This window comes from Streptomyces sp. NPDC045955 (assembly GCF_056430805.1).
In genome coordinates this window covers 27,698-52,675 of record NZ_JBWKKY010000028.1, presented here as the reverse complement: position 1 = coordinate 52,675, position 24,978 = coordinate 27,698, and the positions used below count along the sequence as shown (strand labels likewise).

At 66.8% G+C, this 24,978-nt stretch carries 16 protein-coding genes and 8 pseudogenes; 16 read left to right on the top strand and 8 right to left on the bottom strand.

Annotation, left to right across the window (positions count from 1 at the left end; genetic code table 11):
• Positions 1 to 877: 877 nt before the first annotated feature.
• Positions 878 to 1,534, top strand: a complete 657-nt coding sequence (locus AC07F0_RS36115; RefSeq protein WP_478984174.1) for a maleylpyruvate isomerase N-terminal domain-containing protein — start codon at positions 878 to 880, stop codon at positions 1,532 to 1,534.
• Positions 1,535 to 1,582: 48 nt separating this feature from the next.
• On the opposite strand, the pseudogene AC07F0_RS36110 reads toward AC07F0_RS36115, so the two are convergent.
• Together AC07F0_RS36110 and AC07F0_RS36105 are read right to left on the bottom strand one after the other, a co-directional pair.
• A pseudogene (locus tag AC07F0_RS36110) lies at positions 1,583 to 2,702 on the bottom strand (IS630 family transposase).
• A gap of 81 nt (positions 2,703 to 2,783) precedes the next feature.
• Complete coding sequence (locus AC07F0_RS36105) at positions 2,784 to 2,993, bottom strand: hypothetical protein (RefSeq protein ID WP_478984172.1); 210 nt, start codon at positions 2,991 to 2,993, stop codon at positions 2,784 to 2,786.
• A 506-nt stretch (positions 2,994 to 3,499) separates the two neighbouring features.
• On the opposite strand from AC07F0_RS36105, the pseudogene AC07F0_RS36100 reads away from it, so the two are divergent.
• Positions 3,500 to 3,730 (top strand): annotated as a pseudogene (locus AC07F0_RS36100) (alpha/beta hydrolase); the annotation flags it as partial.
• Between the two features lie 227 nt (positions 3,731 to 3,957).
• Here AC07F0_RS36100 and AC07F0_RS36095 read toward each other — a convergent pair.
• The 3 genes from AC07F0_RS36095 to AC07F0_RS36085 all read right to left on the bottom strand — a co-directional run bounded on the left by AC07F0_RS36095 (position 3,958) and on the right by AC07F0_RS36085 (position 8,188).
• Positions 3,958 to 6,048, bottom strand: coding sequence for a trypsin-like serine peptidase (locus AC07F0_RS36095; protein ID WP_478984219.1), 2,091 nt, complete (start codon positions 6,046 to 6,048; stop codon positions 3,958 to 3,960).
• A gap of 240 nt (positions 6,049 to 6,288) precedes the next feature.
• On the bottom strand, positions 6,289 to 7,038 hold the full coding sequence (locus AC07F0_RS36090; protein WP_478984170.1) for a peptidoglycan-binding protein: 750 nt from the start codon (positions 7,036 to 7,038) through the stop codon (positions 6,289 to 6,291).
• 223 nt (positions 7,039 to 7,261) lie between these two features.
• Positions 7,262 to 8,188 (bottom strand): AfsR/SARP family transcriptional regulator, encoded by a 927-nt coding sequence (locus tag AC07F0_RS36085; RefSeq protein ID WP_478984169.1) that lies wholly within the window; start codon positions 8,186 to 8,188, stop codon positions 7,262 to 7,264.
• Positions 8,189 to 8,510: 322 nt separating this feature from the next.
• On the opposite strand from AC07F0_RS36085, the gene AC07F0_RS36080 reads away from it, so the two are divergent.
• The 5 genes from AC07F0_RS36080 to AC07F0_RS36060 all read left to right on the top strand — a co-directional run bounded on the left by AC07F0_RS36080 (position 8,511) and on the right by AC07F0_RS36060 (position 12,615).
• Complete coding sequence (locus AC07F0_RS36080) at positions 8,511 to 8,903, top strand: hypothetical protein (RefSeq protein WP_478984167.1); 393 nt, start codon at positions 8,511 to 8,513, stop codon at positions 8,901 to 8,903.
• Between the two features lie 368 nt (positions 8,904 to 9,271).
• On the top strand, positions 9,272 to 10,828 hold the full coding sequence (locus AC07F0_RS36075; protein ID WP_478984165.1) for a S8 family serine peptidase: 1,557 nt from the start codon (positions 9,272 to 9,274) through the stop codon (positions 10,826 to 10,828).
• Positions 10,825 to 11,136, top strand: coding sequence for a hypothetical protein (locus tag AC07F0_RS36070; protein ID WP_478984163.1), 312 nt, complete (start codon positions 10,825 to 10,827; stop codon positions 11,134 to 11,136). The genes AC07F0_RS36075 and AC07F0_RS36070 overlap by 4 nt, the downstream gene beginning before the upstream one ends.
• 2 nt (positions 11,137 to 11,138) lie before the next feature.
• Positions 11,139 to 12,221, top strand: a complete 1,083-nt coding sequence (locus tag AC07F0_RS36065; protein WP_478984162.1) for a M14 family metallopeptidase — start codon at positions 11,139 to 11,141, stop codon at positions 12,219 to 12,221.
• Positions 12,222 to 12,318: 97 nt separating this feature from the next.
• Positions 12,319 to 12,615: a hypothetical protein gene (locus tag AC07F0_RS36060; protein WP_478984160.1), complete on the top strand. Its 297-nt coding sequence runs from the start codon at positions 12,319 to 12,321 to the stop codon at positions 12,613 to 12,615.
• Positions 12,616 to 12,624: 9 nt separating this feature from the next.
• On the opposite strand, the pseudogene AC07F0_RS36055 reads toward AC07F0_RS36060, so the two are convergent.
• A pseudogene (locus AC07F0_RS36055) lies at positions 12,625 to 12,732 on the bottom strand (IS481 family transposase); the annotation flags it as partial.
• Positions 12,733 to 12,738: 6 nt separating this feature from the next.
• Positions 12,739 to 13,263 (bottom strand): annotated as a pseudogene (locus AC07F0_RS36050) (HARBI1 family protein); the annotation flags it as partial.
• 149 nt (positions 13,264 to 13,412) lie between these two features.
• Here AC07F0_RS36050 and istB (AC07F0_RS36045) point away from each other — a divergent pair.
• The 3 genes and pseudogenes from istB (AC07F0_RS36045) to AC07F0_RS36035 all read left to right on the top strand — a co-directional run.
• Positions 13,413 to 14,188: pseudogene (gene istB, locus AC07F0_RS36045) on the top strand (IS21-like element helper ATPase IstB).
• Between the two features lie 77 nt (positions 14,189 to 14,265).
• Entirely contained in the window at positions 14,266 to 14,802 is a 537-nt protein-coding gene (locus tag AC07F0_RS36040; RefSeq protein ID WP_478984158.1) for a GNAT family N-acetyltransferase, read from the top strand.
• Positions 14,803 to 15,114: 312 nt separating this feature from the next.
• Positions 15,115 to 15,216, top strand: a pseudogene (locus AC07F0_RS36035) (glycerate kinase); the annotation flags it as partial.
• 152 nt (positions 15,217 to 15,368) lie between these two features.
• Here AC07F0_RS36035 and AC07F0_RS36030 read toward each other — a convergent pair.
• Positions 15,369 to 15,512, bottom strand: a pseudogene (locus AC07F0_RS36030) (thermonuclease family protein); the annotation flags it as partial.
• Positions 15,513 to 15,703: 191 nt separating this feature from the next.
• On the opposite strand from AC07F0_RS36030, the gene istA reads away from it, so the two are divergent.
• The 6 genes and pseudogenes from istA to AC07F0_RS36000 all read left to right on the top strand — a co-directional run bounded on the left by istA (position 15,704) and on the right by AC07F0_RS36000 (position 21,679).
• Positions 15,704 to 17,287 carry an IS21 family transposase gene (istA, locus tag AC07F0_RS36025; protein WP_478984156.1) on the top strand — a complete coding sequence of 528 codons (1,584 nt, stop codon included), beginning with the start codon at positions 15,704 to 15,706 and terminating at the stop codon, positions 17,285 to 17,287.
• Positions 17,284 to 18,072 carry an IS21-like element helper ATPase IstB gene (gene istB / locus AC07F0_RS36020; protein WP_478984154.1) on the top strand — a complete coding sequence of 263 codons (789 nt, stop codon included), beginning with the start codon at positions 17,284 to 17,286 and terminating at the stop codon, positions 18,070 to 18,072. The genes istA and istB (AC07F0_RS36020) overlap by 4 nt, the downstream gene beginning before the upstream one ends.
• A 146-nt stretch (positions 18,073 to 18,218) precedes the next feature.
• The gene (locus AC07F0_RS36015) at positions 18,219 to 18,788 is read left to right on the top strand and encodes a helix-turn-helix domain-containing protein (protein WP_478984152.1); all 570 of its coding nucleotides are present in this window, start codon (positions 18,219 to 18,221) and stop codon (positions 18,786 to 18,788) included.
• A 9-nt stretch (positions 18,789 to 18,797) separates the two neighbouring features.
• On the top strand, positions 18,798 to 19,184 hold the full coding sequence (locus AC07F0_RS36010) for a DUF1707 SHOCT-like domain-containing protein (protein WP_436729348.1): 387 nt from the start codon (positions 18,798 to 18,800) through the stop codon (positions 19,182 to 19,184).
• Positions 19,185 to 19,326: 142 nt separating this feature from the next.
• Positions 19,327 to 19,830, top strand: a pseudogene (locus AC07F0_RS36005) (integrase core domain-containing protein); the annotation flags it as partial.
• 1,501 nt (positions 19,831 to 21,331) lie between these two features.
• Entirely contained in the window at positions 21,332 to 21,679 is a 348-nt protein-coding gene (locus tag AC07F0_RS36000; protein ID WP_478984150.1) for a hypothetical protein, read from the top strand.
• Positions 21,680 to 24,978 lie beyond the last annotated feature (3,299 nt).

The window sequence follows — 24,978 nt, the reverse complement described above, 5'->3', positions numbered from 1 at the left end:
ATGACCGCCTGATTTACTCATAGATGCCCGGTCTCGAGGGAGTCAGAGCTGGAACTGACACGCCTGGCATACAGCGAGCCGCCAAACCACCACTGGTGTACCGCCAGCGCCCGATTGACACGGCGCATATTCCCGGCGCACCCACTAGAGACTGAGCGCCTCCACCCGAGGTCCGCCATAGGCGTACGGCGCAGTCGGGCCACTGTCATCCCCGCTGCGTCCTTTCGCCACACCCTGCTGAAGTTGAGGGAGAGGGGTGGGCGGCGCGGCCCGCAGCCGAGGATCGGGGCGCGCTCACAGCGTTGCGCGTCGGCTCCACCGCCGCGGCAGACCCGGCCGGGGCCGCCGACGGTGCAGGGGCCGGGGGTGGCAGAGTCGGGCTTTGGCCCCGCCCGCCCGAGGCTGAACAAGGAGATTCGGCGGCTTATCAAGCCGCCCGTTGGCACGGGCGCGTTCGACCTCGACGACCTCGCTGAAGACGGGGCGACTCTCGTGGCCGCCAGCTTCGCCCTGACTACAGGGCCTGATCCAGCACTTCGGGTATCCGGAAACTCTGCAGATGGCGTCCGACGGCACGATCCGAAGCCCTGGGCTGTGGGTCTGTGCCGTCGCCGGCGCGACGGCACAGACCCGTATGACCCACAGCTGCTATCACCCGTGCATCCGCTCCCAGTACTCCCGCCGGCGGTCGTACCCGCGCAGCACCATCCCCGCCGCCGCGCCGGAGCCTGTCGGCGAGGTCTCGCGGGCACCGGAATGTCTGCCGCAACGCACCCTACGGATAGGCTGCTAGTGCTGTGACCGCATACGTCGCCGGGTTGGTGGGCCGGTGATTAATAAGAGGGGTGGCTCCTTCCGGTCGCGGTACGGTCCTGCCATGTCCCGATCAGCCGATGTTGGCCTCTCCCAGCCCCCCGTCACCGCGGATGACCTCGACCTTGCCGTGCAGCTTGCTGTGGCAGTCCTGCGCGAGGCGCCCCCAGCCGCGTGGAAAGGCAAGGCCGGTTCGCTGGAATGGGACTGCTGGGAAACCGTCGAGCACCTCAGCGACGACCTCTTCGCCTACGCTGCGCAACTGGGCCCCAAAACACCGCCCCTGGATGGCGAGGTGCCCTTCGTATGGGAGAGCCGACGGCCCGGCGGCCCAGCGAACGCCATTCACGCCAACCGCAAGGCGGGGCCCGCCGGCCTGCTGCAGGTCCTGGAAGCGAGCGGCGCGCTGCTGGTCGCCATGGTGCGCACGACGCCTCCGCAGACTCGCGCTCACCACGTCTTCGGCGTCTCGGACCCCGAGGGCTTCGCGGCGATGGGGATCGTGGAGACCCTGGTGCACACGCACGACCTGGCACAAGGACTCGATCTCGCATGGAGCCCGCCTGCCGATCTGTGCTCTCGGGTGCTCTCCCGGCTGTTTCCGGACGCACCGTTGTCCACGGATCCCTGGCCCACCCTCTTGTGGGCCACCGGGCGCGCCGAACTACCCGGACACCCTCGTCTCACCGCATGGCGCTGGGACGGCACACCCCGGGCATAGGCTCAGGCGTTTCCGCCACAGAGGAGAGGTTCGGCCGCGGTTGGCTGGTCAGGCTGCTGCTGAGAGCGGTCGGCCACCCCAGCGGATGCCTTTCTCGCTTCGGATGCGGGCGCGTTCCTTGTGCTCGGCGGCCAGGACGTCGCGGTGGCGGGAGTTGGCGTTGCGCCAGCGCAGGTAGGCGTGCAGAGCCTTGGTCTGCGCGGTGTGGTTGGGGTGGTTGGAGTTGGCGATGGTGAAGCCTCAGCGGTCCGAAGTGGGCCTCGATCGGGTTGGCCCACGAGGCGTAGGTCGGGGTGAAGCACAGTTCGACCTTGTGTTTCTTGGCCCAGCAGCGGATGTCAGTGCCCTTGTGGGCGGACAGGTTGTCCAGGATCACGTAGATCGGGGTGCCGTCGGGCCGGGCGGCGCGGATCGCCTTCAGCGCGGCGAGCGTGCTCCCGGCACCCTTGCGTCGCCGGTTGACGCCCCACAGGGTGTCGTCGCCGACCGGGTAGCAGCCGTGGAAGTACCGCACGCCGTGGGTGCGGTGGTAGGTGGCGGGCAGCCGGTCGGGACGTTTGCGTTCGGCCCAGCCTGAGCCTGCGGTGGGCCGGATCCCGAGCGGGCCGAACTCGTCGAAGGCGAACACCCGGTCAGGGAAGCGGTCAAGGACTTCCTCGATCCGGTCCAGCTTGGTCTCGCGGTCCGGGTCGGGGGATTCCTTCCACGTCTTGGTGCGCTGAAAGGTCACGCCGCGGCGCGCGAGCAGACCGCGTAATGCCTCGCGGCCGATCCGGATGACCCGGCCGTGCACTTTCCGCAGGTAGGCGACGAGTTTGCGCAGCGACCAGCGGGTAAAGGGCTGGCCGAGCTTGGCGGGGCGGGTGGTGGCCGTCCGGACGACGAAGTCTTCGTCGTCACGGTTGAGCAGGCGGGGACGGCCTCCCGCCCACCGAGGGTCCAGGCAGGCCAGGCCGATCTCGTTGAACCGGTGGATCACATCCCGGACGGTGTCCTCGTCGGCCTGCATCAGCTGGGCAATCCCCGGCACCCGGTTGCCGCCGGCGGAGGCCAGCAGCATCATCGCGCGCCGGTAGCGCACCGAGTTGGTGCTGCCGCGACGCACGATCTGCTGCAGTGTCTGCCCCTCCTGGTCAGTCAGTCTGCGCACACAGACAGGCTCGGTCACCGCGCCTCCAGCGGTCGGATCGGGTCACCGCACATCCAACCGCCATGACCGCCAACCCGGTGAACCTATGCGGTCACAGCACTAGATACAGCACGTCGGCCGGTGAGGGGAACGGCACGAGGTGCCTGAGGCCTGGAAGGCGCCGAAGATGGCGTCCGCCACCGTGAACAGCCCCATGCCTGCGGCGAACAGATACCAGGACCGGCTCGGGCGCGGCCGGTGCCACCGGATGCCGACCAGGATCGCCACCGTGGCGCAGGCCGCCAGCACGGGGGAGAACAGGTGACGCACGGGGCGTGCCTGCGCAGTTGCTTGCTCTGCGCCTCCTGCATGACTCCTCCGCGGACACAACCGTTGGACCTGGCCGGGCCGGGGTCGGATGGCCCACAGAAGCTGACTGTGCACTCCAGCGAAAGCCGGGCCGGGAAAGATCGCAAGCGCACGCCCCGGCCGCAACACCGGGCCGGACGGCTACCGATGGCACCTTCCCGGGTTGTCCGTCGAGGCGGAGGACAGGGCGTGCCATCGGTCCCGGCCAGCAGCGGCTCGGCGGCCTCTTCAGTGCCATAGCAGCCCTTGTTGCGTCACAACTTCCATGTTCGCGGAGGCGAGAGTAACCGCGGTGGGTAGCTGGGGTGGCCGATGGTCGTCGCGACACGCAGGATGAACAGCGAGGCCTGGGACGTAGCCCGGCCCGCGACTGGACAGACCTTCCCGGCCAGCGTGCTGCGCGTGCCGGTGCAGCAGTGCTGCTTGCGCGCCGTCACCCCGAGTTTGAGGACTGCCTGCCATGGTTGATGTCCCCGCCGCGCAGCCCGCTTCCGCCCACCCGGCGAATGCCCTCACACACGGCTCCACGCGCGGTAATCATTGCCCTGCACGGTGGCGGTATGAACGCGGGCTATTTCGACGGACAAGCGCACCCGGACGTATCGTTGCTGACTCTTGGCGCGTGACTGAGGTACACGGTGCTGGCGCTGGACCGGCCCGGCTACGGGGCCTCGGCTGCCCGCCTGCCCGCAGGACGACCTCCTCGCCGCCGTGTTGGCCGAAGGCAGGCGATGAGTGCCGTAGCCGCATCGGCCCGCCGTGCTGGCGGGTGGAAGACGGTCCGACATGCGCCAGCAGTGTGCTGTTCACTGGCGAGGCGAGGGTCGGTGCCTGGCCCTCGCCGGGTCCCGCGACGTCTGCGCGATCCGCGAGCGCACGCCTGCGGTTTGAGGCTGGCCCCCGCCGAAGGCGAGCGTGCGGTCGGTCACGGCTGATGGAGTGCTCCGCCGATCTCGCTAGCGACGCCCCTGTGGGCGAGGTACTCGTCGATGTTGTGGGCTCGATCGCGTGCGTTGGCGACGGCCAGTTGCGTGACCTCTCCCCAGCGGGGGTCCTCAAGCGGACAGCCGATGGCAACCGCGTCGGTCGGGCACCAGGCGTTGCACCATTGACGCGCCTTCTCAGGGCGGTGGGGCCCGCCGGCGAGGAGATGCTCGTTGACAGCATTCATGCCCAGTGGGCTGCCCGCGGTCACCAGCAGGGTGAGATCAAGCGCGTCCGGAAGCCGGCTTATGAGGTCGACGCCCACGACGGTGCCGAGGCTGTGTGTGACCAACACCAGTTCCCCGCTGGTCGGCATTGTTTCCAACACCGTGTCCAGCACTGTGTCGCGGACTTTGCGGTCGGTGAGGTAGCGGCTGACGTCTCGGAAGACAGTGGCGATGGTCCACTCGTCGACATCGGTCTTGGCTGCCAGCCAGCTGAGAGACCGCTGGAACCTACCCACCAGATTGTTCCCGAACCCCTCGATAGCCACAGGACCGTCCTGCGGCATACCGGCTCTGTTCGCCGCATCAACGAGTACCTGCTCATAGAAACCGGACGGTGACTCGGCGGCGAACAGCTCTGCAGCCGAGGCGGCAGTGAGCTCTCCGAACTCGATGGCACCGCTGACGACCTCCGGCCACCCCATGAGGGCAGCCAGCCGGTCGCCGTAATACGGGAACCAGACATCCTCCGGCTCAACCGTGGCCATTCCCGCCCGCGTGAGTCCATGGTTCAGGCCCGCCGTCCACTCAAGACGAAGCCCCTTAGGGTCCTTCCCGTGTTGGCTCCTGCCGTGCAGGAAAACCAGCTGCCTTTTACCGCTGCTGGAAGCACTGCCCCGAGCCCGTAGACTGGTGGCGGGCACAGCGGCCGCGCCAGTGACCGTCGTGGCGGTTGCTTCTGGAATAGGCGTGCCGCGCTGACTCATCGTTTCTGCGGCCTGCGCCGGGAGAGGGAGTACCGGAGCCTCCTCTGTGCCTGGCAGGATGCCCTGGCCAAGTGCGGAGTCAGGGCCCATCTGGGCAAGGATGGTACGTCGCCCGGGGTCGAGAGCTACTCTGGCCAGGTGCTTCAGGATGGAGCTGATGCGGACGCCTTCGTTCGCGATCCAGTCGATTGCCTCGTCGCCATCGCTGCGCTGCCAGAGCTGGCCGTCCTTGCGTAGTGCACGTCCTTGGGCGTCCGTTCTCGGTACTCCGCTGTGGTGCAGGGCAACTACTTCCCACTGGTCGTTGAACACGGGGGAACCTGAGTTGCCGGGTTCGGTGTCGGTCTTGTAATGGAGGAAGTCGTCCAGCCGCACCAGGAGGGTGTTGTCGCGCAGGGCGATTTCCTTGAGGCGGCCGTTGGGATGGCCGATGATGTTCACGCGCTCGCCGATCACTAGATTGCCGACCTTGGCACTGAGCCGGTTCCAACCAAAGACCTCCCCCGGGAGACGGCCGTCCGCCGCCGGGGTGACACCCACCAATGCAAAGTCCAGACGCCTGTCCGCAGCGAAGAAGGTGGCGGGATCAAACTCCATTCGAACCACCGAGTCCGGGACATTATCGATAGTGACTTGGGCGTTGAACTCCAGGAAGCAGCGGCGGGTGAAGTCTTCGTCGGGCAGCACATGATGGTTGGTCATCAGCAGTCGGGGCGAGACGAGAAAGCCGGTGCCGTGGGGGATCTCACGTCCGGCGTGACGCACGGTGATCCGAGCAACGGTGCCAGCAGCCCGTGCACCGCGCGGTAGAAAACTCCAAGACTGCAGCTCATTGGACAGGTTGATGATCCGCTCATTGGCCTCGGGAAGGCCCAGAGTTTCAGCGTAGATGCTCGATACCACGGCCGAGGAGGACACTCCGCCCCGGTCAAGGATCCGCTCTGCGCGTATGGCAAGGGTCTCCGGAGCGTCCGGAAACAGTGCCCCTTCTGCCAGCCGTTCCTTGACCCGCTCCCGTTCCGTGGCCGACTCCCCGTACCGGCGCGCTGCGTCGGCGGTTTGCCGTCGCAACTCTTCGCGTGCAGTTTCCGTCCCAGGCATGGCATCCACCGTCCTATCTGAGTCGTCGGCAATGGGCCAATCAATCACCAGCGATAAACCGTAGGTGTGTAACAGCCCGCCCCTTCCGGCTGCCGCCGCAGCTCTGATGCACTCAGCGTGTGGTCACGATGCCCGGTGACTGATCAGCTGTCTGCCCTCGGCCGATCCCAGGCCCGTATGGCCGCGGTAAGGAGCGACAGCTGATTCACATTTCTTGCCGGGCAAGCTGCGGCCTGCTCGTCATGCTTCAGCGAGCTCTTTCCAGGTCTTGTTGCCTACGATGCCATCTGCGGAGAGTCCATTTTTTGCTTGAAACCATTTCACGGCCGCTTCGGTTTTGGGCCCGAATATTCCATCGACGATGAGAGCGGGCGACCATCCGAGAGCATTCAGGCGTCGTTGAATGTTCTTGATTCCTTCCGCCTTCGGGGATCCTTGCTTAGCAAACGGCTGATCCGCCGCCTCGCGCTCGGCTCGAGTGGGAAATTTGGTCAGCCACTCGCTCATGTCATCCGGCAAGTCGTCCGGACCGTGGGCCTGCCCCTCACGCCACCCCTCTATTCGCTTTATCTCCCTGGCAAAATCGGTCACTTGTTCTTCGCTCAGTGAACTGACTGAAGTGTTCTTACTAACGCCGAGGGCCGTAGCGATTTTCTGGGCGTAGGTCTCGGGATTATTTGAACCGTGTCCACTGGGGGCGTAGATATGCATCATTTGCAGAATCGTCTTCTCTTTGCGCCTCAGTAGAAAGCGCCGAATGGCAGCAAACCCTTGCTCTTCGCTCGGAAAAATAGCGAATGTATTGTTGCTCTTTCTCTGGTATGCGCCGTAAGCCTCGGCTTCTCCCGAGCTGACGATGTTTCCAGGGTTATTGTTGTTCCAAGATGGTGTGCCTCCAGTTTGCATCACTTCTTCATAGAACACGTGATCAATCCCCAGTATGTTTACCACGTCACCGGGTTCCACATCTTGAGCCATTCCCCAGAACATGAATGCCTCCAAGCGTCATTAAGGCAAAGTGGGGGATTGCGCTGCGCCGTCTGGCGCGTTTGCCTTATTGATCCGAAGCAGGGCCTCGGCCTCTAACACTCCGAATAGTCCCTGAAGGCGACGGATCTGAGTCGCCTAGCAAGGCTCTGCCCAGAGTGTCTTCTGGACGGTCGGCGTGCAAGCCGGGTTTCCCTCGGTCTCATCCCTCTTCCAGAGGGCGCTACTACCGTAGGCCCTGGCCGTCATGCCGGCGTATGCCGTGGCGTTTAGAAGGCGTCGCGGCCGCGTCTCGTGCACGTGAGCCGCCAGCCTGTTTACGCAGCCGGTCAGGTACGGGCGCTACTCCCTGCGTCGGTGCACTGGGCTGCCGCCTGTGCCGGTCCTGTTGGAGGCATGGCAGTCCCTGCAACAGATCGGTCATCTGCGGCGACGGGCTGACCCCGAGCTCCCGCTGAAGGTAGACCTCGTATTGCTGGTAGCACCTCACCGCACTGGCAACGTTGCCTTCGGCGAGATGAATCTCGATGAGAATGCGGTGGGCGGTCTCCCGGATCGGATCGATCGAGGTGGCCGCCAGTGCAGCTTGGACGGCAGGCAGGTACTGCTGGACGGCCAGCAGCTGCTGGGCCAGGCTCTCCAAGGCATAAAGACGTATTTGGTCCCAGCGTTGGCGGTCCGAGTACAGCCACTCATCAGACCAGGCCGGCAACAGTTCGCGAATGAATTCCGCTATGAGCATCTCATTGCCGGCCGACGGCGATGCTAGCCCGTCGATAATCTGCCGCGCCGATTCGTGAAGTCGGAGGACGTCAACGCGGACCACTGGCGATACTCGCAGGCGCTGCCCGATGCAGTCGATCAGAGGGACACAGCAGGCGCGCCGCCCTTGACACAATGCCGAACGCAGGTTGGCCGCAGCCCGGTGACAAGGGTAGTCGGGCCACAACTGCTCCGCTGCCGCGCCACGGTGGACGCCGTCGGGCCTGAGGCCAAGGAACGCCAGCAGTCGCTGAGCTCCAAGCGGAAGGTGTACGGGTGCCCCGCCGCAGCAGGTGAGCTCGAAGGCGCCCAACAGGTTGAGCGATACCTCGGTCGAAGCTTCGTTTACAAGCACGTTCACCACTGTGCCGTCGGCCTGTGCCAGCCGCATCCGGTTGGCAGGCTCATCGCCGCAGGTGGCGCCAGGGCAAGCCTACTGGCTCACATGCTTTTGGGCGTCTGCGCCAGCCGCCGCTTCCTGCGGCGACGACGCACCGTTGATGGCTCGGAAACGCCTGGGCAACGCCACTACACCATCCGCCGTACGTTGCCCAAACACGGGCGGGGGATGCTCGTGAGCAGAAGGCCGCAGAGCCTCCCTCCCTTGCAGGGGTTTCGCGGATCCAGGCCAAGCCGGCATCGCATCCGAACCTCTGCGACTTCGTCGGAAGAGACTGGCGAATGGTTGGGAGCCGACTCAGAAGGGGAATGTCATGGCCACGCAAACAGAATCAAAGCGAGCAGCAGAAGCGGACGCCGACTACGAGGCGTATCAGAAGGTCGTCCAGATTATGAGCAAGGCGATGTCGAAGTCGATCCTCGAATCGCTCGAGGCGCTGCAGGACCCGGAAACCTTCGCTGTACAGGTCAGGGATGCGGCGGACGCCCAGGGCATTGCACCGGAGGCCGTGCGCGACACGAGAGACCTCTTCAACCGGTTCTGGACGCTTGCCAATGGTGTCGACCTGGACGTGGAGTGGAAGAGCAGCTCCGGAGTTCCTGTCCGCTCTGCCCTGCTCGGCGAATCGCTCGACCCGCCTGAGGGCCAAGAAAGGTTCTCCCTCGGCGTCAGTGCCTTCGGTATTGGCGTCGGCGTCAGCTGGTAGGTAGCCGACGTCTCCATCTCTCGGTGCTGCTTGGCGGATTATCCAGGCTTATTCGCGAGCTCTGGATTACCCGTCCGGCGACAGGAAGCATCAACGAGACGGGGAATGGCTTCCGGGATGCCGCCGAGCTTTCCGGGATGCCGGAAAGCTCGGTGCAGGTACAAGGCCGTAACACCACGCGCTCCGCGTGAGCGTTGGAAGTGAAGGCAGGGGCCGGGAACCAGGACAGGTCCTCCGGTCCCTGTGCCGTAGGTCAGACACTGAGCGCACGCAGCTCCAACCCTGCACAGGGAGCACGCTCCTTCACGCTCCGGGTCCGGAACCGTGTCGCCATCGGCCTAGGACTCACCCGACATTGAAGAGGCGTCATGTCACGTCAGTACTATCAGCGTGGTCACCTCGTCGAGGCCGAACAGCTCGACGAGGTGGTCGCAGTCAAGATCGGCAGGGACACTCCCGGAATAGAAGCCGCCGAGGTGCAGGCAGAACTGGGAAGCAGCGCCCGCGAGCAGGTTCGCGAGGCTGGCGTCGACGATGAGACGAGCGACGCCTTCGCCCGCGCCAACTGGGTATTCGTCAGACCGAACGAGCAGACCCGCGAAGCGTTCATTACAGGCGAGGAGCTTCCCGGCACGGAGGCGACCGGCAACGTCATCCGACGGCCTAACGGCAGAATCGGTATCGCGACCGACGCGCTGACCGTCCAGCTGCAGCCGACGCTCCCGGAGGAGGCGGCCGAACGCGAGCTAGAAGCGGCGGGTCTGACGGTTGTCAACAAACTCCGCTTCGCGGAGAACCTCTATGAGGTGCGCGCCGCGGCATCGCACGACGCCCTCGCGGCCTCCGTCGAACTCCATGACAACGACCATTTCGTATTCGCCGAACCTTCGCTCATCGAACACGTCCCCGGACGGTTCAGGCCCAGGGGCGCCCGGTACCCCGAGCAGTGGCAGTGGAGGAACACTGGCACAGGCGGCGGCGCCCCGGACGCCGACGTCCATATAGAGTCTGCCTGGGACCGTACCTTCGGAACCGGCATGCGAGTCGCCGTCATCGACAACGGCTTCGACACGCAGCACCCGGACCTCACCACCGGTTTGGATCCGCTGTCGGGATTCTTCGACGACAGAGACAGAGAAGGCGCGGTCTTCGTCCAAGGCACCACGGGGATGCCCGACAGCAATCACGGCACCTTCTGCGCCGGCATGGTCGGGGCCCGGCTCAACAACGGGGCCGGCGGTACAGGCGCGGCACCCGAGTGCAGCCTAATCCTCATGGCATGCCTCCAAGACCAGGTCGGTACGCAGACGACGCTCGCCCGTGCAGTGGCATACGCAGCTGATGCCTCGACGGAAATCCCCGGGATCGCCCCTGGCAACGGAGCGGACATCCTGGTCAGCAGCCTCGGCCCGAACAACGCGGACTGGGACATGACCACCACCTTGGAACTTGCTCTCGAATTCGCCGCCACCAACGGCCGCCAAGGCAAGGGACTGGCCATCTTCTGGGCGGCGAGCAACGGCAAGAACGTCGACATCACCAAGGACGAGGTGGTCTCCCATCCGGACGTGATCGCCGTGGTGCGGTCGAACAACCAGGATCGGGAGGACAACGCAGCACGAGGCCCAGAGGTCGAACTGATCGCACCCGGCGTCAACGTCGTCAGCACTATGTCCGGCGGCACCTTCGGAACCAGCACCGGCACCAGCTTCGCCGCTCCCTGCGCGGCCGGCTGCGCCGCACTGGCGTTGTCCGTGAACCACCACCTCACGAGAGACCAGCTGCGCGACGTGATGCACAAGTCCGCCGACAAAATCGGAGGACCGGAAGTGCAGTACGACGCGGCTGGCCACAACGACGACTACGGCTTCGGCCGGGTGAACGCCTCCCAAGCCGTCACGCTCGCCGAGGGGATGAGGCCATGAGCGAGGAACCGGATGTCTACCGCTGCCACGTCGTTGCCGAGAACGCCGAAGTGCTCAGGGAGTTCCTTCGCGAGACACGGCCCGATGTCGGCTGCCGCGCCATCGCGCGCAGCACCCGGGCAGGCGTCGGACTGGACCTCTACTTCCGGCAGGACCAGCTCGACCGGGCCAGAGCGGCACCGCTGGTGAACATCACCGCGGTCGAGAACGTCACGGAGAACTGGCGTACCCAGAAGCAAGAGGTCGGTGGCGGTGACCGCTTCGCTGACCGGGACGCCGTCCCACACGGTCTTGGCCGGAAGGAGTGACCATGTATCTCAACGTGGACGAGATCGAATCGGCGATCACCAGTCTGCACGGCGCCTACCCCGGAGCGACAGAAATCATCACTCCGCCCCACTCCACCCACGAGGCCCGAACTGCGCGGCTGTTGCGGCTCGGCACACGGCAGGCCGACGAGGTACCCGGAATTTTGCTGCTGGGCGGGATGCATGCGCGCGAGTGGATACCGCCCGATGCACTGATCTCATTGGCCGCAGACCTACTCGAGGCACACGACTCTGCCACCGGGCTCGGCTACGGGTCGGCGACGTTCTCGCCGGCCCAAGTCACACAGGTCATGGAGAACCTCAACCTTTTCTTGTTCCCCTGTGTTAACCCCGACGGGCGGGCCTTCAGCCAAACGACTTCCGCCATGTGGCGGAAGAACCGCCGACCGGCACCTGCCGGGTCCACGGATCCCTCATGCGTGGGCGTGGATCTGAACCGAAACTTCGACTTCCTGTGGGACCACACCTCGAAGTTCGCCCCGGACGCGGATGTCCATACGTCGAGCGCTCCATGTGATCCGCAGGTCTACCGAGGGCCGGCCCCCGCGTCAGAGCCCGAGACCCGTAACGTGGTCTGGACTCTCGACACCTATCCGCAGATCCAGTGGATGACCGACGTCCACAGCGCAGTCCCGGTGATCCTGCACAACTGGGGGTCCGACCAGAACCAGTCCACTTCCCCGGCAGACAACTTCCGCAACCCCAATCTCGATGCCATTCGAGGGCGACCGGACGACGGAATCGGTGAATTCATCCCCGAACGGGATCTGAAGATCGCAGTCGAGCTGGCGGAGCGCATGAATGACGCGGTACGTGCGGTGCGCGGTGTCGACTACGGCGTCGAGGCAGCATACGGGCTGTACCCCACATCGGGGACGAGCGACGATTACGCGTACAGTCGCCACCTCACAAACCCAGCCGCCACGAAAGTGTTCAGCTACACCATCGAGTGCGGTGACAGGTTCCAACCAGCGTTCAACGAGGCCATACACGTAATCCGGGAGGTCTCGGCCGCGCTGCTGGCACTTGCGCTGAACGCCCTCGAGGTGACCAACAGAACGTAGCTGGTGCTGGCAATCTACGTAGCGCAAGTTCCGCAGACCGCCGCCTGGAGCTCAATGCGTTCCACTGCTCGCCGGCATTTCCCGAAAGAAGATTCACATGCATGCACATTGGGGCACATTTACCAAACAGGCGAGTCTCAAGACTGGCTTGCGCTTCGCGGAGTCCGCTATGAGGCAGCAAGGCTTCACGATTTGGGACACGTCCGCCGACAACGATTACCAAGTGATAGGCGGAAACAGTGACGCGATCGCCACTGTCGTCTGCGTCCCTCAAACGGGAAACCTGTGGATGACCGTAAGCGCCTACTCAATGGACTCTGGCATCGCCGAGCGCACCAGGAACGATGTACGAGCGCACATCGTCAACGCGGTCCTGTTCGACGACAACCAATGAGACGGCGCTCTAGGTGTATTGACCCGCGGCGTTGTTCACACGGCTGATCGGTGGCTTGCCTGCGAGTGCGGTGTGGCAGCGGTGGTGGTTGAAGGTGTGGAGGAAGTCTGCCAGTGAGCCTTTTCAGCGTTGCCTCTCCAGGGTGAGGACGGCCTTGGCGATGACGGTCATGCGGTTGGGGCTGATGCGGGCTCTGCGGAAGATCTGCCAGGACTTCAGCCGTGCCATGCCGCGCTCGACGGGAGCTCTGGCCTGGGCCAGTGCGCGGTTGAGGGTGCGCTGCGTAGGGGTGAGTTCGCCGCCGGGCGGTCGTCTGAGCCCGGTGGTGACCCAGGGGCCGGCGCCCTGGTAAGCGCGGTCGGCCAGTACGGCTACGCCCTGCCGCTCGCAGATCCGAATGATCCGGTGGGTGCGGGCCGCGGTCAGGTCATGCGTGCGACCCGGCAGCGCGGGCGAGATCCACAGAACCTCGCCGGTGGGGTCGGTGACGACCTGCACGTTCACCCCATGGCGGTGATGCTTGGCCGAGTAGTCCGCGCGGCTGTCGCCGACCCGGTCGCATTCGGCAAGGGTCCCGTCCAGAAGGACGAAGTCCGGGTCGTTCTCGCGCAGGGTCTTCAGCAGGCCCGGAGCACGATCGGCGAGCAGGCGGTCGGGCGAGTGTGACGTTGCCTGACCGAACGGCGGCTGGCCCACCTGCCGCCCGATACTCGGCCGCTGCCGTCGGTCGCGGCCTACGACCAGCTGCTCCGACCGCGGCAGCGGCCGGACCGTTCCGCCGGCGAGGGAGATTTGCCATGACGACGTTCAAACGCCACCGCGGGCTGACCGAACATGCCGCCGACGCTGCCGTCGACCAGGCATGCCGCATGCTTCGGCTGCCCACCATTCGAGCCCAGTTCCCCGAGCTGGCCGAAGCCGCCGCCCGTGACCAGATGTCGTATCGCGGCTTCCTCGCCGAACTGCTGATGGCCGAATGTGACGACCGGGCCCGCCGCCGTTCCGAACGACGGATCAAAGCCGCCGCCTTCCCCCGCGAGAAATCACTGCGAGCCTTCGACTTTGAGGCGAATCCCAGCGTGGACCCGGCGGTCATCCACACCCTGGCGACCTGCGAGTGGGTCAAGAAGGGCATGCCTCTCTGCCTGATCGGCGACTCGGGCACCGGCAAGTCGCACCTGCTGATCGCGCTGGGAACCGAGGCCGCGATGGCCGGCTACAGGGTCCGCTACACACTCGCCACCAAGCTCGTCAACGAGCTGGTCGAGGCCGCAGACGAGAAGGTGCTGACCAAGACAATCGCCCGCTACGGCCGTGTCGACCTTTTATGCATCGATGAGCTGGGCTATGTGGAGCTGGACCGACGGGGCGCTGAGCTGCTGTCCAGGTTCTGACGGAGCGGGAGGAGAAGAACAGCGTCGCCATCGCTTCGAACGAGAGTTTCAGCGGCTGGACCAAGACCTTCACCGATCCCCGGCTCACCTTCGGCGGCAACCTGATCCAGACCGGCACCGAATCCTACCGCCTCGCCATCACCCAAGCCCGGGCCGCAGCACAAAACTCTGGCAGCTGACCTACACCAGTCCTACTCCCGGTGATCGGCTGATCGATCACTTGGCCCGACCTCGAAAGAGAGATCATCATGTGGGCATGTCTGACAACCAATCCTCTGTAGCACCGGCTGTGGTGCGGCTTCCTCAGTACACGAAGACGGACCAGGACGAGATCCTCGGTGACGGCGATGATCCCTTCGGTGTTGCCGCGGCCGGTTTGACCTGGCTGCCCAAAAAAGAGCACTTCGGTATCAGACACGGCGACCGGCTTGTGGCACACGCCGGCCTTCTCCGGCTGCCAGTTGCGATCGGTGATGTCGAGACAGAAGTGGTAGGCGTCGGTGGAGTGGCCGTCGCACCCGACATGCAGGGCCAGGGGTTGGCCCGGCGCGTGGTCACGGCGGCACTTGACCACGCTCGCACGATGGGTCCTCAGCACGCGCTCCTGTTCTGCCGACCTCCCCTCGTGCCGCTGTACCAGCGCCTCGGATGGCACGCTCTCGACAAGGAGGTGCTTGTCGAACAACCCGAAAACCGCCTGGTGACCATGCCACTGCGGACCATGGTGACGCCCCTGCGCGACAACGCACGCTGGCCTTCAAAGCCAGTGCGTCTGTTCTCCCTCCCGATGTGACGGGCCTCTTCCGCGAGGGCCGTCCAGCGGGGCAACAAAAGCCCCATCCCGGTGACAGCGGTGTCAGTTCTCGCTGACATTTTTGGGCTCTGTGACCAACAAGTGCTGCTCGAACTCGACGACAAACGGTGTCAGCTCTCGGTTACGAAGCCAGCCGCCTCCACACCGCCGTCCAACTGGTGGATAGGCAGTATTCGCAGCGTGCGCTTCGCACCGTGGGTCTGTCAGCGGATCAGTTGGCCTCGCAGCCGATGCCGTCACCGTTCCCGGTCAAGGCGGTGCGGGTCGTCGGGGCCGACCCAGACGGGGTCGCTGACGGCCGTGGAGGTCGCCGAGCGGGTGACGGCCGGGCTGCGCCGGGCCGTACCCGACGTCGAGGTCGAGGCGCTGCCCGTGGCCGACGGCGGCGACGGCGGGCCTGACAGGTCCGAGCAGTCCACATCGGGGACACCAGCGGGAGGCCCGTCCGGGAGATCCGGGCGTGCCGGGGTGTCCGGGGCGGAGTCAGGCGAGCCCGGGGAAGAGGTGGGGGTCTCCGGCTGCTCGGAACAGGCGGTCCACAGGCCGGCTCCGGCTTGCTGGGCGGCGTCCTCGGCGTCAGAGATCCTGGTCCAGTACTTGTCGTTGGGCGGGTAGAGGACCGCCTCGGCGTGACCGCTGCGGACGAGGGATTCGTTGACGAAGGTGCCCTGCGTGGCTTTGTATCTCAGTGCGGGAGTCGTTTCGACGTGACTGTGGGAGTCACCTTCTGACCGAGTTTGCGATGTCGGTTTGTTCTGACGTCACCCAGGGTCTTGCGGTGGGACGGTGGAGTGTGCTTCTGCCGCAGGGGGTCCTATGGGGAAGTCTCAGTCCAAGGTCGATCTGTACGCCGCGATCCGCCGTGACCCACCGCAGTGGCATGTCGCAGCGAGCCTTGCAACGCAAGTACAACGTCACCTGGCGGACGGTCCGGAGGGCCCTCGACGGCCAGTGGCCGGAGCCACGCCAGCAGCAGCGACGCCGGGAGTCCCGGCTGGATCCCTACAAGCCTCTGATCGACGGGATCCTGCAGGCAGACCTGGACGCACCGGCCAAGCAGCGGCACACCGCTCAGCGGATCTTCGACCGGCTGGTGGAGGAACACGACGCATCCGACATCTCCTACCCGATGGTCCGCACATACGTGAAGGATCGACGGCCGCAGATCCGGCGGGACGCAGGCATCGGCCCGCAGGCGATGTTCGTGCCCCAGACCCATCCGCCCGGGGCGGAGACCGAGGTCGACTTCGGTGAGATCCACGTGCTCCTGGCCGGAGAGTTGACCCGGCTCTACCTGTTCTCGCTGCGGCTGTCGTATTCCGGCAAGGCAGTGCACCGGGTGTTTGCCACCGCAGGTCAGGAGGCGTTCTTCGAAGGTCACGTGCATGCCTTTCGGGTACTTGGCGGTGTCCCACGGGTCCACATCCGCTACGACAACCTGCGGGCCGCGGTCGAGCGTGTGCTGGGCTTCAGCCGGGGCCGGGTGGAGACAGACCGCTGGACGGCATTCCGCTCGCACTGGGGTATCGAGCCGTTCTACTGCCGACCCGGCATCGAGGGTGCCCACGAGAAGGGCGGCGTCGAGGGGCAGATCGGCTACTTCCGCCGCAACCACTTCGTCCCCGTCCCCGAAGTCGCCTCGCTCACCGAGCTCAACGCGATGGTCGACCAGTGGGACCAGGCCGACGAAGCCCGGAGACTGCGGGGCCGCACCCGCACCATCGGCCACTATTTCGCGGACGAACTGCACTTGCTACGGCCACTGCCGGCGGAGCCCTTCGAGACGGGACGCTGGTTCACCCCGAGGGTCAACCGGTTCAGCCAGATCAGCGTCCGCGGCAACGTGTATTCAGTCCCGGTCCGCTTCATCGGCCGCCAACTGAGGGTGCTGCTGCACGCCAACGACCTCGTCGTCTACGACGGCCGCCAGGTGGTCACCCGGCATGAACGCCTCGGCGGCCGCAATGGCTCCCGTCTGGTCCTGGACCACTACCTGGAGGCCCTGTTGCGCAAACCAGGCGCCTTTCCCGGATCGACCGCGTTGGAGCAGGCCCGCTCCGCAGGCCGCTTCACCCCCGTCCACGACAAGTGGTGGACTGCGGCGAAGGCCGCCCACGGTGACGCCGCCGGCACCCGCGCGCTAATCGAAGTACTGCTGCTGGCACGGCACATGGACCACGAGCAGGTCGTGGCCGGCCTGGCCGCCGCCTACCGAGCTGGAGCCCTCACCGCCGACGCAGTCGCCTTGGAAGCCCGCAAACTCGCCGAGTCAGACGGTGCGCCGATCCCGCCAGCCCGTCCCGGGACAGAGCAGGCGACGAAGGACGAGGGACCGACCGCGTCGGTGACCTTCCTCGCCGACTGGAGGCTGTCCCATCTCCCACCCGACAACCGGCCGCTCCCCTCGGTGGCCCACTACGACCAGCGGCCTGGCCGCACGGCCGGCGAGAAAGAAGGATCATGATGCGCAAGCGTGGCCTGACCGAAGAAGCAGCCACCGCCTCCATCGACCAGGCATGCCGCATGCTGCGGCTGCCCACCATCCGCCAGCAGTTCAAGGAACAGGCCGACGGCGCTGCCCGCGAGCAGATGTCCTACCGGGCCTTCCTGGCCGAGCTGCTGATGGCCGAGTGCGACGACCGGGCCCGGCGCCGGTCCGAACGCCGCATCCGGGCCGCTGCCTTCCCGCGGGAGAAAAGCCTGCGGACTTTCGATTTCGACGCCAACCCCAACGTCGACCCGGCCACCGTCAACACGCTCGCGACCTGTGAGTGGGTGAAGAAGGGCGAGCCACTCTGCCTGATCGGTGACTCCGGCACCGGCAAGTCCCACCTGCTGATCGCGCTGGGCACCGAGGCCGCCATGCAGGGCTTCCGGGTCCGCTACGTGCTGGCCACCAAGCTCGTCAACGAGCTGGTCGAGGCCGCCGACGAGAAGCAGCTGTCGAAGACGATCGCCCGCTACGGACGCGTCGACCTTCTCTGCATCGACGAACTCGGCTACATGGAACTTGACCGGCGGGGAGCTGAGCTGCTGTTCCAGGTGCTGACCGAGCGGGAGGAGAAGAACAGCGTCGCGATCGCCTCCAATGAGTCCTTCAGCGGCTGGACGAAGACTTTCACCGACCCCCGGCTCTGCGCGGCAATCGTCGACCGCCTGACCTTCAACGGCGCGATCATCCAGACCGGCACCGAGTCCTACCGGCTCGCACACACCAAGGCACAAGCCCAGCAAGCCGCAGCCGGCTGACGCGGTCACGCAATCGCACTGACCCGTCCGGGAGGGAAACCCCTGGCCTGGCTCAGTTTTTAACCGCTCCAACTGGCTGCGACCCTCTATCCGTTGGCTGTAGAATTTTCCAACGAGTGAAGACCTGTGCAATGGAGGGGCGATCGATGAGCACACAGAGCTCCGGTGCATCGACCCGTCGGTGGCACGGTGTGCACAAGGCGCTCGCCGATCCCCTGCGCATCCGGCTCCTGGAAGCGTTGTGGGAGATGCCTCAGTCCGCACGCGAACTCGCCGATCACGTCGACCTTCCAGCAGACCGGCTCTACTACCACCTAAATCAGCTCGAATGGGCCGGGCTCATCGAGATCGCCGAATACCGGCCGCTGGCCCGCGGCAAGGTCGAGCGGGTCTATACCCCCGCCGTCACAGAACCCCCCGCCGATGCTGCGAACCCGGAAGACATGGCCGAGTTCCTCGGCTCGATGCTGGACGCCACCCGGGCCGACATCAACGCTGCCTACCGGTCCAAGCAGACAGGAGGCCGCCGGGAGATCGACCTGCATCGTGGTGCGCTGCGACTGACCGACGAGGCCCTCGCCGAGCTGCGCAGTCACATCGAACAGCTCGCCACCCGATTCGGAGACCGCGACGCCCCAGGGGTTTGGACGCGGGTGGTCATCGCGGTCGTCGACCTGCAAGACCGCCCATCCCCGGACACCGCTACCCCTGACTGAGAGGCCGCCATGAATGACAGCGAGGAGCACACCATCAGCCCTGCGTTACGAGCCTCGGACGCCGAACGCGACCAGGTCGAAGCGCAACTGCAACACCACTACGCCGTTGGCCGACTGACACTTCCCGAACTCGAAGAACGTGTGGCCGCGGCCTACGAAGCACGCACCCGCGAACAACTCCATGCCCTCTTGAGAGACCTGCCAGGCGAGGCGGAACAGCCTGCGTCACACACTCACGTGATCGATTCCCGCCTGCTGATCATCCTGCTGTGCGTCTCGCCACCTGCGGCGCTCATCTACTGGCTCATCTGCCAACGCGCAGCACGTCGAAGGAACTCATCGCCCCAGGCCCTGGAAGGCGCCGATGAACACGGAGACCCACAGCGAGCCCCGTGATCAATGTTGCCGATGGCCTCTCTTACCGACCCCTCCCAAGGGCGAGTGACATCAATTCTCATCGACATTGATCATGCAGGCGGGCGTCAGGTGACTCCCAAACTCGCGTCGAAATGACATCCACGGGAAGTGACACAGTCACGGCCACAAAGTCCTCGGCCGCCCGGCCGGCAGCGCCAACCGCAAGCGGTCCACGACCGGATACGCCTACCTGCACACCGCCCTGGACGACCACTCCCGCCTGGCCTACAGCGAAGACCTGCCCGACGAGAAGGCCGCCACCTGCGCCGGCTTCCTGCGACGGGCAACCGCCTGGTTCGCCGCACGCGGCGTGACCGTCGAGCGGGTGCTGACCGACAACGCCTGGTCCTACACCAAGAACACCTGGCGCGACACCTGCCGCGAGCTGGGCATCAGCCCCCGCTGGACCCGGCCCTGGCGGCCGCAGACGAAGGGCAAGGTCGAGCGCTTCCACCGCACCCTGCTCGAGGAGTGGGCCTACCAGCGCCCCTACACCTCGGACGCCGAACGACAGGCAGCGTTTGACGACTGGCTGGACTGGTACAACTACCACCGACCCCACACCGGCATCAGCGGCCACACACCAGCCAGCCGCGTCACCAACCTGTCCGATCAGCACACCTAGAGGGTGGGGCGAGTGTTTTGCGCTGCCATGCGGCGGCGCAGTGCGCGGCGCCGGACCGACAGTCCGGGTGAGGGGGCGAGGGTGCGCGCGTCGTGGAGGCTGTCGCCGAAGGCGCTCAGTAGACGGTTGAGGCGGTTGGTGGGGGTCTCCGCGATCGCCGGCAGGGGTGGCGGGGAGGACGAGCTACTACCCACTCGTTGACCGTCCAGGACCTACCCCCGCGGATGCGGGGACGACATCGTTGAGACAGCCCCAAGGGGACCGAGGAGAGAGCTACTACCCACTCGTTGACCGTCCAGGACCTACCCCCGGGGATGCGGGGACGACGGGAGCGATGGCGTTCCGCTCCGCGTTGACTCGGAGCTACCCCCGCGTGTGCAGGGACGACATCGTCGGCCACCACGGCGGCATCGACGACTGGGAGTTACCCCCCCCGTGTGCGCGGGGACGACCACGACGGCTGTCACTGCGGCGTGGTCCCGGTGGAGCTACCCCCGCAGGCGCGGGGACGACGTGCCGTCGATACGGCACGCGATCACCTGCACAGAGCTACCCCCACGGGCGCGGGGACGACCCCTCGGTCCCAACGGTCCGAGCCCGTCACGGTGGGAGCTACCCCCGCGTGCGCGGGGGACCACAGGCGTGCTCCGCGGGGGTTGGTGGTCGGGCGGGAGCTACCCCCGCGGGCGCGGGGACGACGCGAAAGAACACGGCGGGACACCGTTGTACTGCGAGCTACCCCCGCGGGCGCGGGGACGACAGTCGAGCCCGGTCCTCCGGAGTGGCGCCGAACGAGCTACCCCCGCGTGTGCGGGGACGACACGAGGCCCTGGGTGGCGTAGGAGGCGACGGGGGAGCTACCCCCGCGTGCGCGGGGACGACGGCATCCTGAGGAACTTCCGCAGCGACGAGACGGAGCTACCCCCGCTTTGCGGGGACGACCCCTCGTCCTGGCCACGGAAACGCGGCTTGTGAGAGCTACCCCCGCGTGTGCGGGGACGACAGACCGGCGAACGCCACCTTCGCGCCGTCGATGGAGCTACCCCCGTGGGCGCGGGGACGACCACGTCGGTCATGCCGGTACCGCCTGCTGGGAGGAGCTACCCCCGTGGGCGCGGGGACGAATCCAACACGCTGAAGTGGCCGTGATCCAGGATGGAGCTACCCCCCGCGTGCGCGGGGACGATGCGATCATGAACGTTGTCGTGCCGGTCCTCCAGGAGCTACCCCCGCGTGTGCGGGGACGATTATGTCGAGGTGGTCGGCGGCGAGCGCGTCGAGGAGCTACCCCCGCGGGTGCGGGGACAACATCCCGCTGTCCCACGCGATCCGGACAGCGTCCGAGCTACCCCCGCGGGCGCGGGGACGACGGCTGCGAGCAGGTGGTGACGAAGCCCCGCCAGCGTCAGTGGGCTACCGACGAAATGGGGCTCGTCAAGTGACGGAATGCCGCCCGGTTGGGTGTGCTCGAAGGGTGGTCGACGCCGCGGAGGTAGCACGCGTGTCCGCCCTGCCCGCCCGTCGTTTGACAGTCATGGGGTATCGGGAGTTCTTGCAGCAGGCCGCAGTGCAGCTCAAGCAGCTGGTTGCCCTAGATGAGGCGCGTGTGCGTGCCGCGGAGTTGGATCTGGCGCGCTGCCAGGAGCGCATGCAGGAGGCCCGGATCCGTTCGGAAGTCGTCGCGGAGCTGGTTTCCATCCTCGAACGGTGTGCCGTCACTGCCCCTGCTGATGACGTTCAGGCTGTCTCCTCTGCTGGGGATGGGGTGGTTGGTGGTCGTGCCCGGGGTCGTGACAGGAAGGGCGGCAAGTCTTCTCGCCGCCGCCGCCGCCGGCGGCGGCGGCGATGACGCGGCGCATGACAACGCCCCGTTATGAATGGGAGGCTTCACACCCCTTCATGGGATACCTACTGCTCCGAGGCCGTGTTTCAGCAGGTCAGCGAATTCCGTCGGTTTGCCTCAGTCTCAACGCTCTCTCCGCAGAGCCACCCCCCCGGGTGCAGGGACGACGGAATGCCTGGCCCGAAGCTTTGGGAGCTCCTGGAGTTGCCCCGCAAGCGTCGGGACGACCAAGCCGCAATGTACGACCTGCACCGCTTCGGAGAGCTACCCCCGCGGGCGCGGGGACGACGCGGCGCCGTCCACGTTCAGGTCGACGGTGAGGGAGTACCCCCGCGTGTGCGGGGACGACCCCGAGCGAGGCCACCCGGAAACACCCGACTGGAGTTACCCCGGCGTGTGCGGGGACGACAGCAGGTGCGCCGCCTGCCGAAGACCGGTGATCGAGCTACCCCCCGCGCGTGCGGGGACGACGTGGTGAGCGACGACGCGAGACGCTTCGCAAGGGAGCTACCCCCGCGTGTGCGGGGACGACGTACCGCCGGACGCCGCCGGGGTCTGGACCCACGAGCTACCCCCGCGTGCGCGGGGACGACCAGGCCGCAATGTACGAGCTGCACCGCTTCGGAGAGCAGCTCGAAGTGAACGAGCTGCTGGCGGAGCTACCCCTGCGTGTGCGGGGGCGACGTAGTGCGAGTCACCGCCGACGCCTCCAACACCGGACCCCCGCAAGCGCGGAGACGACTGGCCCTGCCGCCGGCCGGACAGGACGACCTTGGAGCTACCCCCGCGCCCACGGGGATGACCTACTGCCAGAACACGCGTACAGCGAAAGGGGAGAGCTACCTCCGCGGGCGCGGGGACGACAACGGCAAGAACAACATCGATGTCGATGTTCGCGAGCTACCCCCGCGGGCGCGGGGACGATCAGTAGCCGAGGCTGTTCCAGTAGGCCCAGGAGGAGCTACCCCCGCGTGTGCGGGGACGACTGGTTCCCCTCCAGCGACTCGGACTCACGGCACGAGCTACCCCCGCGTGCGCGGGGACGACGTGGTAACGGTGACGCTCTTCGCGCCAGGCGTCGAGCTACCCCCGCGTGTGCGGGGACGACCTCAGCTCACGCAAGCAGCTCGGCCCACGCAAGGAGCTACCCCCGCGGGCGCGGGGACGACGCCACCCGGCCGTACCAGGTCGCATCGCAGTCGGATCTACCCCCGCGGACGCGGGGACGACGCACAGGGGTCAACTCCCGTCACCACTGCGGCGGAGCTACCCACACGTGTGCGGGGACGACCAGCCCCACATGATCACGGCCGGTCCGCCGGTGGGGCTACCCCCGCGTGTGCGGGGACGACCCGCTGTTGTCCTTGTAGCCGAGGAACCGGCAGGAGCTACCCCCGCGTATGCGGGGACGACCCGAGGTCGCCGAAGGTGGGCCCGTTCGGCGTCGAGCTACCCCCGCGTGTGCGGGGACGACCGGCGCACGGCCACGGTGTCGCCGGCCTTCCGGGAGCTACCCCCGCGTGTGCGAGGACGACGGAGTGTCGGGGCGCAGGCCGCCGCGATGGACGGAGCTCCCCCCCCCGCGTGTGCGGGGACGAAACAGCCGGCGCGGTGTGCCGCCCGCGGGTGCGGGGCGACGGCTTCGACAAGCCTCACGCCTACGCGTACGCGAAGCTACCCCCGCGGGCGCAGGGAGACCAGCCCCACATGATCACGGCCGGTCCGCCGGTCGAGCTACCCCCGGCGGGCGCGGGGACGACGGGAGCGATGGCGTTCCGCTCCGCGTTGACTCGGAGCTACCCCCGCGTGTGCGGGGACGACCTCACCCGGGCCTTCACGACTTTCACGAACCGGGAGCTACCCCCGCGGATGCGGGGACGACCTGGGGGTGCGCCGCAGGGATCTCGAAGCCCCGAGCTACCCCCGCGGGCGCGGGGACGACCGCAAGGCCGGTGAGGGACACGAGGGCTGGCAGGAACTATCCCCGCGGGCGCGGGGAGGACTGGGCCTCGGACTTCAGGTGCCGGCTGGCTCAGGAGCTACCCCCGCGTGTGCGGGGAGGAACGGTCAAGGTAGCGCTGGAGGCTCCCGGCAAAGGAGCTACCCCCGCGGGTGCGGAGACGACGCCACGATCGGCGGCAACAGGCACTTCTACGGCGAGCTACCCCTGCGGGCACGGGAGGACGGGACCCCGAACGAGAGCATCACCTCGGCCGCGGAACTACCCCGGCGGACGCAGGGACGACGAGGCCGACGCCACCTTCGACGAGATCAACGAGGAGCTACCCCCGCGGGCACGGGGACGACCCGGGCGCCGTACCGATCCCGGAGGTGGCCGAGGAGCTATCCCCGCGGGCGCGGGGACGAACAGGACGCCATGTCCGTGTTGGACCCGTCGGTGGAGCTACCCCCGCTGGCGCGGGGACGACTCGACCTACGGCACGTTCGTCGCGCCGGCCAAGGAGCTACCCCCGCGGGTGCGGGGACGACTCGCGCAGCCACAGCACGGGCGGGAACGTGTCCGAGCTACCCCCGCAGGTGTGGGGACGACGTGGCGTCGTCAAACGTCAACGACACGGCAACGGAGCTACCCCCGCGGGCTCGGGGACGACCACGCTCCGAGCACGGCGCGGATCTCGTCTCCCGAACTACCTCCGCATGCGGGGACGGCGTGGCGGGCTACGGCGCAAGCGGCCGGCTCGAGGAGCTCCCCCTGCGGGTACACGAACTGCTGGAGGTTGGACACCGCGGTCATGGCGGAACTACCCCGCGGGGCGCGGGGACTACACGCACTCCTCCGCGAACAGCGCCGTGTAGTCGGAACTACCCCCGCGGGCGCGGGGACGACGCGATCGGCGCGCGGATGCTGCGCCGGATGATGGAGCTACCCCCGTGGGTGCGGGGACGACCCGGGCCCCCACTGATACGGCCCCTGGTCCCTCGAGCTACCCCCGCGTGTGCGGGGACGACGACGCGCCTCCGGTGCCGGACATGGGTGACGAGGAGCTTCCCCCGCGGGCGCGGGGACGACGACACTGCAGCCCGGATGCTGCTGGCGGAGAGGGAGCTACCCCCGCGGGCGCGGGGACGACGAAGCCAGCCGTGCCGCGCCTCCACCGTTCGTAGAGCTACCCCCGCGGGCGCGGGGACGACCTGTGCGGCGCTGTGAGGCAGGCGTACAAGGGAGAGCTACCCCCGCGGGCGCGGGGACGACGAAGTCCTGGACCACCTGGACCTCTACCAGGACGAGCTACCCCCGCGGGCGCGGGGACGACTGCCGGGCTGCCCGCCGCGTGTCCGCCCGC

Excerpts from the sequence above, each read along its gene's own strand:
- AC07F0_RS36115 (WP_478984174.1), top strand. The coding sequence starts at position 878 with ATGTCCCGATCAGCCGATGTTGGCCTCTCCCAGCCCCCCGTCACCGCG.
- AC07F0_RS36095 (WP_478984219.1), bottom strand. The coding sequence starts at position 6,048 with ATGCCTGGGACGGAAACTGCACGCGAAGAGTTGCGACGGCAAACCGCC.
- AC07F0_RS36090 (WP_478984170.1), bottom strand. The coding sequence starts at position 7,038 with ATGTTCTGGGGAATGGCTCAAGATGTGGAACCCGGTGACGTGGTAAAC.
- AC07F0_RS36085 (WP_478984169.1), bottom strand. The coding sequence starts at position 8,188 with ATGCGGCTGGCACAGGCCGACGGCACAGTGGTGAACGTGCTTGTAAAC.
- AC07F0_RS36080 (WP_478984167.1), top strand. The coding sequence starts at position 8,511 with ATGGCCACGCAAACAGAATCAAAGCGAGCAGCAGAAGCGGACGCCGAC.
- AC07F0_RS36075 (WP_478984165.1), top strand. The coding sequence starts at position 9,272 with ATGTCACGTCAGTACTATCAGCGTGGTCACCTCGTCGAGGCCGAACAG.
- AC07F0_RS36070 (WP_478984163.1), top strand. The coding sequence starts at position 10,825 with ATGAGCGAGGAACCGGATGTCTACCGCTGCCACGTCGTTGCCGAGAAC.
- AC07F0_RS36065 (WP_478984162.1), top strand. The coding sequence starts at position 11,139 with ATGTATCTCAACGTGGACGAGATCGAATCGGCGATCACCAGTCTGCAC.
- AC07F0_RS36060 (WP_478984160.1), top strand. The coding sequence starts at position 12,319 with ATGCATGCACATTGGGGCACATTTACCAAACAGGCGAGTCTCAAGACT.
- AC07F0_RS36040 (WP_478984158.1), top strand. The coding sequence starts at position 14,266 with ATGTCTGACAACCAATCCTCTGTAGCACCGGCTGTGGTGCGGCTTCCT.
- istA (WP_478984156.1), top strand. The coding sequence starts at position 15,704 with ATGTCGCAGCGAGCCTTGCAACGCAAGTACAACGTCACCTGGCGGACG.
- istB (WP_478984154.1), top strand. The coding sequence starts at position 17,284 with ATGATGCGCAAGCGTGGCCTGACCGAAGAAGCAGCCACCGCCTCCATC.
- AC07F0_RS36015 (WP_478984152.1), top strand. The coding sequence starts at position 18,219 with ATGAGCACACAGAGCTCCGGTGCATCGACCCGTCGGTGGCACGGTGTG.
- AC07F0_RS36010 (WP_436729348.1), top strand. The coding sequence starts at position 18,798 with ATGAATGACAGCGAGGAGCACACCATCAGCCCTGCGTTACGAGCCTCG.